Origin of the sequence: Pseudoalteromonas sp. ASV78, assembly GCF_047806705.1 — a bacterium.
In the GTDB taxonomy this organism is placed as follows: domain Bacteria; phylum Pseudomonadota; class Gammaproteobacteria; order Enterobacterales; family Alteromonadaceae; genus Pseudoalteromonas; species Pseudoalteromonas prydzensis_A.
The window spans coordinates 3,047,501-3,061,927 of the sequence record NZ_JBLOPA010000001.1; the positions used below are offsets into that span (position 1 = coordinate 3,047,501).

Consider the following 14,427-nt stretch of genomic DNA (forward strand, 5'->3'; position numbering starts at 1 on the left):
TAAATCCTGAGTCTGCTAAATATGGATCCTGTGATACAACCTGCGCCACCCAATCATTAATAGCCGGAGTTGCACTCATATAATAAGGAGATAAACCACGCATGAATCCCATATTTAGAATTGACAGTGCAGTCTTAACATAACGTTTATGTGGGTGTGTTTTATTAAAGAAAGTACGAATAGACTGTTGCGGCTGATATTCATCTTCACTGTATCCTAAGCAAAGCAAATACTGAGCAGCAATATCGTTAGAGAATAATGACGCAAGCTTATTAAACCACTGCCAAGGGTGAACGGGGAAAAAGAAGTAATCATCACTATTTACTCCGCGCTCTAATAGCTTTTGTTTAAATGACTCTATAGTGTGCGTTGAGAGCTCTTGCGTTATGAGTGTTTGATAATCTAAATCATCGGTGGTCGAAAATACGATTCGATCTTTATGTGCAGCGAGCCAAACTAACTGTAAGTGCGCGCCAGTCTCAGGTGCATATTGGCGATAATCATTGCTATCAAAACCGATCCGACCATTGTTTGCGATAAAACATGGATGGCCTTCCGTCATCGCACTCTCTACTTGTTGAAAATCAGCGGTGGTGAGTTGCTCTGCAGTTAACGCTGGCAGCTGATGCTTATAGGCGCTGCCATATAAGGTACTGGCGATTTCTTCCAGATAGGTAGGTAGCATAGCTTGGCTAATACCTAAACTATGTTGTAACTCACAGATAAAGGCGATTGAATCAAGCTCGGCTACTTGATTATCGATTTGCTTTTCAATTGAGTCTGCGGCTATATGCCAATGATTCAAACTACCCAGCTTGGCTTTAAAGCGATAAACAATAGTTTCTTTATCTGTACTTAGCTCAAAATATTGCCAATCTGCATCTTCATTGGTCAGTTGCGGTTTTATCAGCCGCTCATGAGCAAACTCACTTAAGGCTTTGCGAACGTGTAACCTATTTACATGTCGCCATAGCTCTGGGGTTAAATGACTAACGGCTTGCTCTGGGCTCAAGGGAATGTGCTTCATAGTAGTATTATCCTTATTTAATGCGTGATAAAAGTCATCACGAGTACAAAATGCGAGATGAGCGGTTTTATGGGTTAACCTAACCGCTGATTGATAACGAAAGCCGGCTTTAGTATTTAAAGAGTGGATTTTGTTATTGCGAATATCGGGTTCAACAATAACGCGCTGATTTTTGTCATTAGCAAAAATGAAATTCATCACCAATTGAAACACCGACCAGGTAAAGCCATGTACCTTGTTATTGCTTTGGGCAATGAGAATATGCATGCCAATATCGCCCCTTTTGACGGGGTAATGATTACCTATTTCATCTAATTGAGGCTCATATAGCTCAACTAAAAAACACGCGGTATTGTTTGCGTAGCCGATATAAATATCGCTGCGCGCTAACAAGCTTTGATATTCTTGCTGTAACTGCTTAAGCGAGAAACCTTGCATACCCCAAAACTGGGCATGAGGCTGAGTAACCCATTGGTGGAGCAATGCTAAGTCTTGCGCTAGGTTAAATGGCCTTAAGCTAAGCATGGCAATATCAGTAAATTGCTGACAAAAAACGGGGGTTGTATTAGGCATTACTGAGCCCTCGAAGTTGCGCCTTGATAGGCTGAATAGACATGCCGTTTAGTTTGCTTACTAAGCAACCATAAGCACAACGCAGATAGAGTAAGCCCAGCAGCGGCAACCCAAAATGGCATCACTAAGCCATAATCTCTCACCAACAGGCCCGCACCATAGGACGCTAACAGCACACCTAAACTTTGACAAAAGCTGACTTTGCTAAAATCTTGGGCATATTTGTCTGGGGTACTCACTTGGTAAAGCAGCAGGTCAAGACGCACAATAATAATAAATAATGACAAACCGAACAGACAGCGCCCAGCTATCACTACCAAATAGGCTGGACTTGCTTGTAATGCAACGCCGGTGATGATCAATACAAAGACAATTAGTAAATTGATGGGTTTGGTATTTTTTCTCTGTCGCAACTGATCAAAGCAAAGTGCAAACAGTGCCATAAAGGCAGGGATAGAAAACACCATACTAGCGAGAACGATATTTGCGTTGTCGCTCATACTTTGCCAATACGCAGCAAAAAATGGTCTGATCAAAAAAGCACTGAAGTAAAAACACAGCATAACAATGCCAAGCTGATAAATAGGCCAACGAGTTGCTAACCTAGCCGATGCAACTACTGGCTCAGACTGTTGTTTACTCGGTGCTAACTTTATCAGGTAAGCGCACACTAAAACCTGAGTAAAATCACTCAGCGTCATAATTAAAAATGCCGCTTTAGCTGGCAATGCTGATAACACCACACCACCAGCAACAGCGCCTAATATAGCGCCAAAGTGCACCACCACACTGAGCGTTGCAATCGTGGTAACGTGATTCGCTTTCGCTTCTAAGCTCATTAAATATGGATAAACCAATAAGTAACTGGCTTTAAAAGCAAACATTGCCATTGAGGTAAACCAAAACCAGCTTAAGTCATTTGCAAAAAAACTACTTAAGCTGAATATACCCGCTGCGATTTGACTGTATACCAACAGCGGTAACACATGCATATATTTGCTAATGCAAGCCCAAATAGGAAAGCACACCATCACTACAAAACAGCTAGCAGCAAGGTAAGTACCCACATAGGCAGGGTCGCTTATATTAAATACCGCACTAAAGAAAGTAGGATAAAACGGTAACAGCATTGAGTCACTGATCACTGCAAATACCGTTATCGCAATCAACAAGACTTTAAATTGCTTACTCATGCGCGAAACTGCTCTACTTCATCGCAAAACTCAGAATTGGGGGCAGCAAATTCCTGAAAAGCGATTTTGCGCTCGATTGGGTAATGTTCATGCCCTGTGATCGCACGAATAATACAAGAGTTTCGGTAGCATGCCATACCTAAATCGGGTGTGACAAAACCATGGGTATGTTGTTCTGCGTTTTGTACAAAGATACGTTGATGCTGTTTATCTATAGAGTAATTACGGCCAACTTGGTACAGCCCCGCATCATCACTATCAATACAATGGCTAATCCCAGCTAAAAAGCTTGGCTGGTAAGGCTGATAACCTGTGGCAAAAATAATACTTTGCGTATTTATTGCATAAAGTTGCTGTTGCTCTGTTTGCTCTAAATTCAACTTATAACCACCTTCATGGCTATGGTACGTCATATCGATAAGCGCAGAATTTGTGTGCAAGCTAACAGGTAATTTAGCCGTCAGCCGTTTGCTATACAGTAAATCAAAAATATTGTTGATCAGCTCGCTATTAATCCCCTTGTAAAGATTATGCTGGCGACGATTTAACTGCTGGCGTTTTTGCTCGGGCAATTGATAAAAATAATCGACATACTCTGGCGAGGTCATTTCTAGCGTTAGCTTAGTGTATTCAAGTGGGTAAAATCGCGAGGAGCGAGTAAGCCAATTAAGCTGATAATTATGTTGATCAATATCTTGCAACAAATCATAAAAAATTTCAGCGGCACTTTGCCCGCTACCAATAATGCTAATCGATTGTTGTTGCTGTAATTGGCTTTTATTAGCAAGGTAATGACTGGAATGAATAACCCCCTCTTGCTGTATAAACTGCTGCGCGCACTGCGGGTGACGTGGCACTGGGCCAGTGCCTAACACTAAGTGTTTGGCCAAATAAACTTGATCGCATGTTTGTACTATATAGATATCACTATCTTGGCTGTACTCAACATGCTGCACCTCTGAATTAAAACGTAGATTAGGCAACTGCTGAGTTGCCCATTGGCAATACTGATTATATTCTTGGCGCAGTAAGAAAAAGTTTTCCCTAATATAAAAAGAATACAAGCGACCTTGCTGTTTTATATAGTTTAAAAAACTATAAGGACTGGTTGGATCGGCAAGCGTTACCAAATCAGACATAAACGGCGTTTGCAAACTGACCTCAGGGAGCATCATGCCTGGGTGCCAATTAAATTCTGCATTTTTATCTAAGAACAGACTGCTGACTCCTTCAAGCGGTGCCGTTAAACACGCAAGACTTAAATTAAATGGCCCTAAGCCAATACCAATCACATCATAAATAGGCTTATCCATAGCTAACTTCCTTTACTGGGGTATTTAAAGGCGTTTGTTGATTGGCTAAATCACTCGCTAAATATTGATACCCGTATTGTTTTATAAGCCTAACAACGTGTTGGATATCACTAATCGTGGTTGCACAGTTTAGTAAGGTGAACTTTAAGTATTGCTTATCTGCAACCTTAGTTGCCGCAATTAAGGCATCGCCTTGACGGGATAACTGCTTACGAATGAATTTATTAAGCTCGTCTAAATCTTGGTTGCAGGTGCTGCCATCACCAATAAAACGAAATACCAAGGTACTTAACTGCGGCTGATGAATAATTTCAATATGCGCTTCAGAGGCTAATAATAGATAGGCTTGTCGAGCTAAATGCATCACTTGCTCAAATGCTAAGCCGAGGTTTTTTGCCCCCACAGTACGCAATGAAAACCATAACTTTAACGCATCAAAACGTCGTGTGGTTTGAATGCTCTTATTACATAGATCTGGCGTGCCTGCTTGCTGCTGACTCAGTGGGTTTAAATATTCAGCATGATAAGTGACAACCGACAAGTGCTGTTTATCTTTAACAAAAAAAGCACTGCAACTAACCGGTTGAAAAAATGATTTATGGTAATCAATCGTCACCGAATCCGCACATGCAATTCCCGCTAACTTATGCTTGTTATTGGGCGTTATTAATAAACCACCGCCATAGGCCGCATCAACATGAAACCAAGCGCCGCTTTGTTTAGCTATAGCGGCTATTTGGGCTAATGGGTCAATACTGCCAAAATCTGTTGTGCCCGCGGTTGCAACTATGGCCATAACAATATCGCCTTGTTGCTGACATTGCTCAATGGCCTGATTTAACGCGTTAACATCCATTCTAAAGTATTCATCACAGGGGACGCTTACCACACTATCGTAGCCAAGCCCTAAAATAGCGGCGGCTTTTTGAATGCTAAAATGACTCACCTGCGAGGTAAAAATTTTTAACCGCTTAAAGTCCTGTGGTAGCCCTTGCTGTTTATTTATATGACCGGTGTGCTGCTGACACTGAAAATCACGTGCTAACAACATTGCCATTAAGTTAGATTGCGTACCACCACTGGTAAATACGCCATCAGCCTGCTTACCAAGGGCCAGTTTTGATAACGTCCAATCGACTATGCTTTGCTCGATAAAGGTCGCGCCACCACTTTGATCCCAGGTCTCTACAGCTGTATTTATCGCTGTAGCCATTAGTTCAGCAAGAATACTTTGATAAACAATAGGACAATTTAAATGTGCGAGGTAACGAGGATTATTGAAATAAACAGCATCCTTGAGGTACAGCTGAGTCACCTCTGTAAGCGCTTCTTGTATATCAAATAAGGGCTGGTTTAGATCAATATCAGCAAATTGTTTGGCCAATTCGTGTGGGAAAATCCCGCTAAATGGCTTTTGTTGTACATCGAGAGTTTGCGCCAATAATTGTACGACTTGATCAACACCTATTTTAAACTTATCTAGATTTTCTTTATTAAACATTGAATTAAGCATTGAGTTAGCTTCGTGATTAGAAGCTTGTTGCTGTGCATCTGCGAGCAACACATTTAACTGAACCATGAGCACGATCACCTTTAGTTGAAAACAATTGATAAATCTAAATGAGAATGTATACTAATCGCGTTTCCATTCGAGAGTCAATGTTTAAATTCCGTAAAAATTAAGGAGTGATTGTGTTAAAAAAATCAATGTTTGGGCTATCAGCCATTTCATTATGTGTGATCAGCAACTATGGCGTGGCTGCAGAAGTAGCGATAGACGATGACATAGAAAGTATCGCCGTGTACGGCAAAAGCTACCGTTCTACAGGTACTAAATCGAGCCTAACGCCGATTGCATCGCCGATGAGCTTTGAAGTGTACGACAGTAAATTACTAGAATTACGCCAAGTAGATACAGTGAATGAAGCACTGCGCTATGTATCAGGGATCACGCCGGAAAACCGCGCTACAGTGACCATTTTTGACCAATATACAATTCGTGGCTTTGAAAGTTACCGTAATTTTTACGATGGTTTACCACTGCAATACAATCTGGTTTATAACTTAGCTCCACAAGTAGATGCATTTGCCACACAAAGTGTCGAAATTTTAAAAGGCCCAGCATCGGTTTTATATGGTTCTGCACCTCCTGGCGGCATGGTTAACCAAACAGCTAAAACCCCGCAAGCCATTTCCGAGCATAACTTTAGAGCACGTATTGGTACTAATAGTTTGGCGGAGCTGGCTGTAGATAGCACTGGCGCTATCACCGACGGCGTTAATTATCGCTTTATAGCCCTTGCCCGTAGCCGTGATGGCCAACAGCAAACCACTGAAGAAGAACGGCTCACCATTGCGCCCTCAGTAACCTTTGAGATCAGTGAACAAACTAGCTTAAATCTTAATTTATATTATCAAGACGATCCTAAAATGGTGCCATCAACCCCCTTACCAGCAAAAGGCACGCTTTACGAAGCCAGTTACGGTAAGTTAGCCGCTGATGCGTATGCTGGTGATGAAAACTGGGCCGAGTTTGCCCGAGAAGTCACTATGATCGGGTATAAATTAAATCATGAATTTTCAGATGCAATGTCGTTTTTACAAAACTTTCGCTATACCAATGCCGATGCCACGCAGCAAAATAGTTATGACTTCGGTTTAGCGGACGCAGATAAAATATTAACGCGTACTGCGTATAAAACCATTGAGGACGCTGAAGGCTTTGTAGTTGATAACCAACTCGCTGTGCAATTTGGTTTAGCGAATACGACGCACCAGCTATTATTTGGTTTTGAATACCAAACCCTTGATTCAACATTTGATTATGCCGATACTTTTGGCGCAAATACGCCAACACTTGATCTATCAAACCCTGATCACACTCAGTTTAATGACGATACCACTGCAGCTTTAGATACTTATCGTCAATTTAGTCGTTTAGAGCAATCACAACGCGGTTTTTATCTGCAAGATGAAATAAAAATCGATGCGCTTACTGTCATCGCTGGGCTGCGCTATGATAATTACTATAGCTTAACTGACTCTTTGATAAGTGGCGCCACCAGCAATCAAGAGATCGATCAAAGCGATACCACTTTTCGTATGGCTGCAATCTATACCCTTGATAATAACATTGCCCCTTACGCGAGTTACTCTGAGTCATTCGAGCCGACTTCTGGAGTCGATACCTTAACCGGCCAAGCGTTCAAACCAACGACCGCGGAGCAAATTGAAGCCGGAGTGAAATATCACAACAATGATGCAACCACTAAAATAACTGCGGCCTTTTTTGATTTGCGCAAACAAGATGTAGTGGTAAATACCCCTGACTTTATGAAGTACACCCAAAATGGCGAAGTTCGTTCAAAAGGGGTTGAAGTCAGTGTTTATCAGCAACTCACTGATACTCTCGATGTTACTGTAAATCTGACTGATATGGATGTTGAGGTAACAGATAACCCACAAAACCCCGCATTGGAAGGTAAAACACCGATTTGGGTAGCAGAGCAACAAGCCTCAATGTGGTTAAATTACTTCTTTAGCGACGCGCTAGAATTTAACGGTGGTGTACGTTATGTCGGTGAAAGTCAGTTAGATGCCTTAAATTCCGATACAGTACCGGGTTATACCTTGTTTGATGCTGCTGCTAGCTATCGCTTTAACGACAGCTATAAAATCGGTTTAGCCGTGAGTAACTTAACAGACAAACGTTATGTGGGTGCTTGTTTTGATGTTAATGGCTGTTGGATGGGCGCTGAGCGCAGTGTTGAGCTTAGTTTAAATGCCGCATTTTAAGTATTTAAACTCGTTATGAACGGTGAACAACTCGCCCTTAGTAAGCTGTTAAAGCTTGCTAAGGGCTACCACAGTGCTTTAAGAGTACCAGAACAAGCAACAGATTGGCTCGATATAGAATCGAGTGCCGCGCTGATCAAGCAGTTACACCAACATTGGCAGCAGCAATACCCCGAAGCTGGGCGTAGCTATTGGGCAATAAAAAGTTGGGGTATGCTGTATTGGCAACCGCTCTATTTAGCGGTCATAAGCGTGCATGAACTCACTATGAGCTTTTCTTTACAGCCTATGCAACAACACTACCAACAAGGCGTTATCGCAGGGTTACAACTACCCACTATAAAAGCGCAGCACCATCACAGCCAGCAACAGGCAATAACAAATATGGCTGCCCACTTAAAACGCTATGTTGTTAAGTTACTGACAGATTTAAACCTCGTTGCACGGCTTAATGAGCGTTTGGCGATGTCCTTATTAGCTGACACGCTATTAGCAATATTACTTCTTCATGCAAAGCGAAGATCGAACTTTGATATTCAAGCAATGGCGGCTTATTGGTTGAATGCATTGGAGATCACTGAGGCGGGTGAATTTACGGTATTTGCTTGTTGTTCAAAAGCGCCCTGTTTAGCGCTGACACGAAAAACATGCTGTTTGCACTATCAAATAGGTGATGTTGCAAAGTGCGCTAACTGCCCAAAGCAACCTCAGCAAATAAAAGTTCAGCGTATGCAACAGGAGTTAATTACAACATGCTGCAGTTAAATAAAATAACCGTCTTTAAAGCGCAACGCACTATTTTAGAGGTTGATGAGCTGCTCATTAAAGAAGGTCAGTTTAATGTTATTTTAGGCCACAATGGTTCTGGTAAATCAACATTGATGAATCTACTTGCGCGTCAGTTACAGCCCTCGAAAGGCAACATATTATTAAACCAACGGCCTATTTCACAATTTAAGCAACGGCAACTGGCACAGCAAATTGCATTTTTGCCACAAAAGCTACCTGATGCGGCTGGGCTGTCGGTCACAGAGATAGTGCAATTGGGCCGCTACCCATGGCGAGGAAATTTAGGCCGCTTTACTAAACACGACCATCACTTGGTTATGCAAGCCATGCAACAATGCGATGTAAGCCAATACCACCAGCATTTTGTTGATCACTTATCAGGCGGTGAGCGACAACGAGCTTGGCTTGCCATGCTGTTAGCCCAAGATACTCCAATGCTACTACTTGATGAGCCAACCTCAGCCCTCGATTTAGCGCACCAGTATGCGTTAATGACTTTGTTAAAACAGCTTAATCAGCAGCAAAAAAAGAGCATTGTGGTTATTTTACATGATGTCAATTTAGCATGTCGGGTAGCCGACCGTATTATCGCCTTAAAAAAAGGCCGTATCTGTTTTGATGGCAGCCCTGAGCAATTATTACATCAAGACACCCTCAGTATGTTATATGGCATAAAAATTAATATCGTCGCTAATCCACAAAACCAACAAAAAGTAGCGATTGTCAGTTAAGGATTAACTTATGAAGTACCTTATTTACTTGTGCACGCTGTTCACTTGCTTTAGCAACTATGCTCAACCTCCCATCACCATAAACGACAACATCTGTGAACATAGCTTTGCGCAAATACCAAAACGTGTGATCGCACTTCGCTGGCCGTTGGCAGAAAACTTACTTGAACTAGGTATTACACCACTAGCAATAGCCGATCCAGATGATTACAAAACCTGGGTGGTAACCCCTCAGCTGCCAGATGAGGTAATTAATGCAGGCACACGTCAAGCGCCTAATATAGAACTGATAGCTAAGCTCAAACCCGATGTTATTTTAGTGGGTGATGAACAAGCCCATTTGATCGACAAGTTAAACAGTATTGCGCCGGTACTTTATTTTCAGGGTTTTGATAAAAATCACAACAACGTAGCTACCAGCAAACAAATTTTTATGACATTAGCCAGCTTATTTGGCAAAACAGCACAAGCCGAGCAGCGTATAAAACAAATGTATACGCGTATTGCGGAGTTAAACTTACAGCTTGATCAGCATTTTACTAAAAACCGCCCGCCTGCTACGGCGATCCGCTTTCAATCAAAGGCGGTAGCTTTAGTATTTGGCGATAATTCAATGCCGCAATATGCCCTTCATCAACTCGGCTTTAACAATGCGTTAGCTCAGCCAACTTCTCGCTGGGGAGTGACCCAGCAAAAAATTATTCAGCTCGGTAAAATCAAGCAAGGTATTGTTATTTACTTCAAACCTTTCACTGCGCAAAACAGTTTATTTAATTCACCGCTTTGGAAAGCGATGCCGTTTGTACAAACTGGTCACTTTGCTGCGGCGGCATCAACTTGGAGTAATGGCGGTTACATCTCTATCGAATACCTAGCGCAATCTCTCACGGATGCTTTATTGATGGTTGAGCCATGACGCGCTATGGATTATTGCTACTCGCTTTATGTAGTGCAGTAATTTTACACTTGCATATTAGTAGCATAGAGATGAGTTTTGCAGCTAAATGGCAAGTAATTAGCAGTTTCCAAGCGCAAACCTTTGCTGATTTTCAGTTTTTATATGCTGCGTTACCTCGCCTAGTTTTGGCCACACTGATTGGGGCGGCACTGGCGCTAGCGGGGAGCTTATTTCAGCAACTCAGTCAAAATAGTTTAGTTTCACCACTGACCTTAGGTGCATCTTCGGGAGCATGGCTCGGATTAATCTGCAGTGCTGTATGGTTTCCTACTTTAGCAGCAAGTTATAGTGTCTGGTTTGCATTAGTAGGTGCATTGCTTGCCACTGGCACGGCTATTTATATTGCTGGTCGCTCAGGAACCAATAACCTTCACCTGATATTAGCCGGTATGGCTATTCACATTCTACTTGGCGCGGTAGCCACGGTAATCGTGCTGTTAAATGAACAACCGACTCAAAATTTATTTATATGGGGTGCCGGCGATCTCAGTCAAACTGACTGGCAATGGGTTGAATGGTTATGGCCAAAACTAGTATTGTGTTTAGTGGTTTTTATATTTAGCCAAAGGCCGTTACTATTACTGCGCTTAGGTCATGATAATGCTCGCGCTCGCGGCTTACATATCAAATCGTTTATAAGCTCTATTGCACTGATTGCGCTTTGGCTGGTGGCAAGTTCGATCACCGCAGTGGGGGTGATTGCATTTATTGGCTTAATTGCCCCTAATATTGCCCGTTTAATAGGGGCTAAAAAGCCCCGAGATGAACTTGCATCTAGTTTGCTACTCGGGGTGATTTTGCTGATTAGCAGTGATTGCATCGCCCTTTACATGAGCCAGTTAAGTGAAGGTTTCGTACCTACTGGCACAATGACTGCGCTGCTAGGCGCACCTTTATTAATTTACTTTGCTAAACGCCAATTAACTCGCCATCCTGTAACACAAAATCAATCCCATTTTGCTGTAACCGCGCCATTATTACGCTATGGCATATTGTTATCAGTGCTGATGGTATTGCTATTAGCGTTAATATTTTTTCATCAACCGAACAGCCAACAGTTTTGGTTATTTGCATTGCCTGATAGTTTAACGTTTTCATTACGCTGGCCAAAAGTATTAGCGGTTATATCTGTAGGTGCAGGCATTGCCGTAGCGGGTGTTATATTACAACGCTTAGTACGCAATCCGCTGGCCAGCCCAGATATACTAGGGATCACCGGTGGCGCAAAGCTAGCTGTGGTATTTAGCACGTTATTAGTTACAGACACAATCATTAACTCCACCTTAGTTGCAGCCTTGGTTGGTAGCTTAGCTGTGCTACTTCTGCTTATTTGCCTCGGCCGTGCCAATCAGTACGCCGCTAATGTAATCATTTTAATTGGCATAGCACTCAGTGCTTTAATTGAAGGGGTGATTCACTTTGCGCTGGCAAAAGGCACGTCTGATGTTTATCAAACTATTCATTGGTTAGCAGGTTCAAGCTACTACGTAAATGATAAGCAGGCTATGTTGCTATTTTCAATAGTGGCTACTTTATTGGTCATCACTATGTTTACCACCCGTTGGCTAACACTGATTGCAAGCTCAGATGAAATAGCAGCTGGCCGCGGCGTTAATTTAACCAAAGTAAGATTAACATTGCTTTTGTTAGTCGCTTTATTGTGTGCAAGCACGACCGCATTAATGGGCCCCATTGCTTTTGTGGGTCTACTTGCACCACATATAGCATCATTGATTGGCGCCCATAAAGCGATTCAGCAAATCCACTTCGCGATTCTGATAGGCATGCTATTAATGTTGTTTTCTGAGTGGTTTGCTAATAACGCGCTGTATCCACAACAAATCCCCGTAGGAACATTAATCTCTATCATTGGTGGCAGCTACTTTATCTTGTTACTCTTTAAACAAAGTCATAAAACACGCTAACTAAAAAGCAAAAAGCGAGTATAAACTCGCTTTTTCTAGCTAATCTGAACATTGCTCAGCTTACTTTTTAACTGGGCGCTTCCAACCAGTTAAGTTGCGCTGTTTGGAACGTGCGATGGCAAGTTGTTCATCTTCAACGGTGCTGGTGATCACAGAACCGGCACCTATGGTGGCTGTTGCGCCGATATTAACAGGGGCAACCAGTGATGAGTTAGAGCCAATAAACGCATTATCACCAATGATGGTTTTAGACTTATTCACGCCATCGTAGTTACAGGTAATAGTACCCGCACCAATATTAACTTTTTCGCCAATTTCCGCATCGCCTAAATACGAAAGATGGTTTGCTTTAGAGCCTTTGCCTAAACGGGTTTTTTTCATCTCAACAAAGTTACCAATGTGCGAGTCTTCTTCCATAATCGCACCTGGGCGCAAGCGAGCATAAGGACCCAAAGTACATTTATCGGCTACGCTAGCATCCTCAATTAAGGTATTGGCTTTAATAATCACGTTATCGCCAATAGTACAATTTTTAAGTACGCAGTTAGGGCCAATTTCAACGTTATTACCGAGAGTAACTTTACCTTCAAAAATAACGTTGATATCGATTAGCACATCTTCACCTGTTTTAACGTCACCACGAACATCAATGCGGGCAGGGTCGGCAAGCGTTGCACCATTAAGCATTAACTGTTCTGCTTGCCATGCTTGATAAGCACGCTCAAGAGCGGCAAGTTGTACGCGGTTATTTGCACCTTCAACTTCCATTGGGTGATCTGGTTGTGCTGATGTAATTTCTACACCTTCACTGTGCGCCATAGCGACTATATCTGTTAGGTAGTATTCGCCTTGGGCATTATTGTTAGACAAATTACCTAACCATGTTTTTAAAAGCTTACCATTTACCGCCATAATGCCGGTGTTTACTTCGTTAATAAGTAACTGCTCAGCATTGGCATCTTTTTGCTCAACAATCCCCACTAACTTACCATCAACACGTAGCATGCGCCCGTAACCATTTGGGTTTGCTAAATTAACAGTAAGCACGGCTAAGCCATTTTTAGGTGTCGCTGCTAATAAACGCTCAAGGGTTGATTGTTTAGTCAGTGGTACGTCACCGTATAAAACCAAAACAGTGTCTTCATCATTGATATGTGGATTAGCTTGTGCCACTGCATGGCCGGTGCCTAGTTGCTCAGCTTGAAGTACCCAGTTCACGTTATTATCAGCAAGTTGTTGTTGTAATAATTCGCCGCCATGACCATAAACTAAGTTAGTCGATGTAGCACCGAGTGCTTTGGCGTTATCGATAACGTGTTGCACCATAGGTTTACCGGCAACTTTATGCAATACCTTAGGTAGAGCTGAACGCATACGAGTACCTTTACCCGCAGCAAGAATCACTGTAGTCAGAGACATTAAAACAATATCCTTCTTTCTTTGTTTTATTGAAATGAGTAAGCGCGTGTAAATTCAACAAGATTATGTAAGTCACATCATGTGCACCTACACAATGGCAATCTAACAGTAGCCACTGAATCTAAGCTGAAATCACAACTTGCTTTATTTGCCTCATATTGTAGCGGGGATCGATGAAGGATATAAGTACAACAAAGTTATATGTATGTTTTATTTATACTCAGCCACAAAAAAGCCCACATAAAGTGGGCTTTTTAAAAACCAGATAGGCTTACTTTTTACGTAATTGCTGAATAACGCGCAGTTGTGCAATTGCTTCTGCAAGTTGCACTGCGGCTTGATTATAATCAAACTCAGCAGAACCGCCTTTAGCCATTTGGGCTTCAGCGTCACGTTTAGCCTGCTCTGCAGCTTGTTCGTCTAGGTCTTCACCACGAACTGCTGTATCAGCAAGTACGGTCACTATGTTCGGTTGAACTTCTAGTGTACCGCCAGCAATATAGATGAATTCTTCTTCACCAAATTGCTTAACTAAACGTACCATACCAGGTTTAAGGGCAGTTAGTAGTGGAGCGTGACCAGCATTAACACCTAGCTCACCTTCACTACCACTTACTTGAATAGATTCAACTAAACCAGAAAATAAACTCTGCTCAGCACTTACTACGTCAAGATGTACAGTCATAGCTGCCATACTACCCTCC

11 protein-coding genes (1 of these 11 running past the window's edge) are annotated in these 14,427 nt (G+C 42.2%); 5 read left to right on the forward strand and 6 right to left on the reverse strand.

Translation table 11 applies throughout. The features are described 5' to 3' along the window. The 4 genes in view from ACMVDV_RS13750 to ACMVDV_RS13765 are tightly spaced (each overlapping or abutting the next) and all read right to left on the reverse strand, a layout consistent with a single transcriptional unit that may run on beyond the window. Nucleotides 1-1,600, reverse strand: partial view of a GNAT family N-acetyltransferase gene (locus ACMVDV_RS13750; RefSeq protein WP_416158505.1) — the 5' portion only. The gene continues 806 nt to the left of window position 1, outside the view; the window shows 1,600 of its 2,406 coding nt (coding positions 1-1,600); its start codon is at nucleotides 1,598-1,600; its stop codon lies off the left edge, out of view. Continuing rightward, on the reverse strand, nucleotides 1,600-2,793 hold the full coding sequence (locus tag ACMVDV_RS13755; protein WP_416158506.1) for an MFS transporter: 1,194 nt from the start codon (nucleotides 2,791-2,793) through the stop codon (nucleotides 1,600-1,602). Before ACMVDV_RS13755 ends, ACMVDV_RS13750 begins: the two co-directional genes overlap by 1 nt. Next, nucleotides 2,790-4,106: a lysine N(6)-hydroxylase/L-ornithine N(5)-oxygenase family protein gene (locus ACMVDV_RS13760; protein WP_416158507.1), complete on the reverse strand. Its 1,317-nt coding sequence runs from the start codon at nucleotides 4,104-4,106 to the stop codon at nucleotides 2,790-2,792. The genes ACMVDV_RS13755 and ACMVDV_RS13760 overlap by 4 nt, the downstream gene beginning before the upstream one ends. Next, a complete protein-coding gene (locus ACMVDV_RS13765) occupies nucleotides 4,099-5,685 on the reverse strand; it encodes a pyridoxal phosphate-dependent decarboxylase family protein (protein WP_416158508.1) in 1,587 nt (528 codons plus the stop codon). Before ACMVDV_RS13765 ends, ACMVDV_RS13760 begins: the two co-directional genes overlap by 8 nt. 128 nt (nucleotides 5,686-5,813) lie before the next feature. On the opposite strand from ACMVDV_RS13765, the gene ACMVDV_RS13770 reads away from it, so the two are divergent. From ACMVDV_RS13770 to fhuB, 5 genes are read left to right on the forward strand one after another with little or no spacing between them, the layout of a single operon-like run. Then, nucleotides 5,814-7,901 (forward strand): TonB-dependent siderophore receptor, encoded by a 2,088-nt coding sequence (locus ACMVDV_RS13770; RefSeq protein ID WP_416159098.1) that lies wholly within the window; start codon nucleotides 5,814-5,816, stop codon nucleotides 7,899-7,901. A gap of 15 nt (nucleotides 7,902-7,916) precedes the next feature. Next, nucleotides 7,917-8,666 carry a siderophore ferric iron reductase gene (locus ACMVDV_RS13775; RefSeq protein WP_416158509.1) on the forward strand — a complete coding sequence of 250 codons (750 nt, stop codon included), beginning with the start codon at nucleotides 7,917-7,919 and terminating at the stop codon, nucleotides 8,664-8,666. Next, on the forward strand, nucleotides 8,654-9,421 hold the full coding sequence (locus tag ACMVDV_RS13780) for an ABC transporter ATP-binding protein (RefSeq protein ID WP_416158510.1): 768 nt from the start codon (nucleotides 8,654-8,656) through the stop codon (nucleotides 9,419-9,421). The genes ACMVDV_RS13775 and ACMVDV_RS13780 overlap by 13 nt, the downstream gene beginning before the upstream one ends. A gap of 10 nt (nucleotides 9,422-9,431) precedes the next feature. Next, nucleotides 9,432-10,337 carry an iron-siderophore ABC transporter substrate-binding protein gene (locus ACMVDV_RS13785; RefSeq protein ID WP_416158511.1) on the forward strand — a complete coding sequence of 302 codons (906 nt, stop codon included), beginning with the start codon at nucleotides 9,432-9,434 and terminating at the stop codon, nucleotides 10,335-10,337. Next, complete coding sequence (gene fhuB, locus ACMVDV_RS13790; protein ID WP_416158512.1) at nucleotides 10,334-12,304, forward strand: Fe(3+)-hydroxamate ABC transporter permease FhuB; 1,971 nt, start codon at nucleotides 10,334-10,336, stop codon at nucleotides 12,302-12,304. The genes ACMVDV_RS13785 and fhuB overlap by 4 nt, the downstream gene beginning before the upstream one ends. A 60-nt stretch (nucleotides 12,305-12,364) precedes the next feature. Here fhuB and glmU read toward each other — a convergent pair whose 3' ends face one another. Beyond that, nucleotides 12,365-13,723, reverse strand: coding sequence for a bifunctional UDP-N-acetylglucosamine diphosphorylase/glucosamine-1-phosphate N-acetyltransferase GlmU (gene glmU, locus ACMVDV_RS13795; RefSeq protein ID WP_416158513.1), 1,359 nt, complete (start codon nucleotides 13,721-13,723; stop codon nucleotides 12,365-12,367). Between the two features lie 271 nt (nucleotides 13,724-13,994). Beyond that, on the reverse strand, nucleotides 13,995-14,417 hold the full coding sequence (locus tag ACMVDV_RS13800; protein WP_283709751.1) for a F0F1 ATP synthase subunit epsilon: 423 nt from the start codon (nucleotides 14,415-14,417) through the stop codon (nucleotides 13,995-13,997). Nucleotides 14,418-14,427: the final 10 nt, after the last annotated feature.

Excerpts from the sequence above, each read along its gene's own strand:
- ACMVDV_RS13755 (WP_416158506.1), bottom strand. The coding sequence starts at position 2,793 with ATGAGTAAGCAATTTAAAGTCTTGTTGATTGCGATAACGGTATTTGCA.
- ACMVDV_RS13760 (WP_416158507.1), bottom strand. The coding sequence starts at position 4,106 with ATGGATAAGCCTATTTATGATGTGATTGGTATTGGCTTAGGGCCATTT.
- ACMVDV_RS13765 (WP_416158508.1), bottom strand. The coding sequence starts at position 5,685 with ATGGTTCAGTTAAATGTGTTGCTCGCAGATGCACAGCAACAAGCTTCT.
- ACMVDV_RS13770 (WP_416159098.1), top strand. The coding sequence starts at position 5,814 with ATGTTTGGGCTATCAGCCATTTCATTATGTGTGATCAGCAACTATGGC.
- ACMVDV_RS13775 (WP_416158509.1), top strand. The coding sequence starts at position 7,917 with ATGAACGGTGAACAACTCGCCCTTAGTAAGCTGTTAAAGCTTGCTAAG.
- ACMVDV_RS13780 (WP_416158510.1), top strand. The coding sequence starts at position 8,654 with ATGCTGCAGTTAAATAAAATAACCGTCTTTAAAGCGCAACGCACTATT.
- ACMVDV_RS13785 (WP_416158511.1), top strand. The coding sequence starts at position 9,432 with ATGAAGTACCTTATTTACTTGTGCACGCTGTTCACTTGCTTTAGCAAC.
- fhuB (WP_416158512.1), top strand. The coding sequence starts at position 10,334 with ATGACGCGCTATGGATTATTGCTACTCGCTTTATGTAGTGCAGTAATT.
- glmU (WP_416158513.1), bottom strand. The coding sequence starts at position 13,723 with ATGTCTCTGACTACAGTGATTCTTGCTGCGGGTAAAGGTACTCGTATG.
- ACMVDV_RS13800 (WP_283709751.1), bottom strand. The coding sequence starts at position 14,417 with ATGGCAGCTATGACTGTACATCTTGACGTAGTAAGTGCTGAGCAGAGT.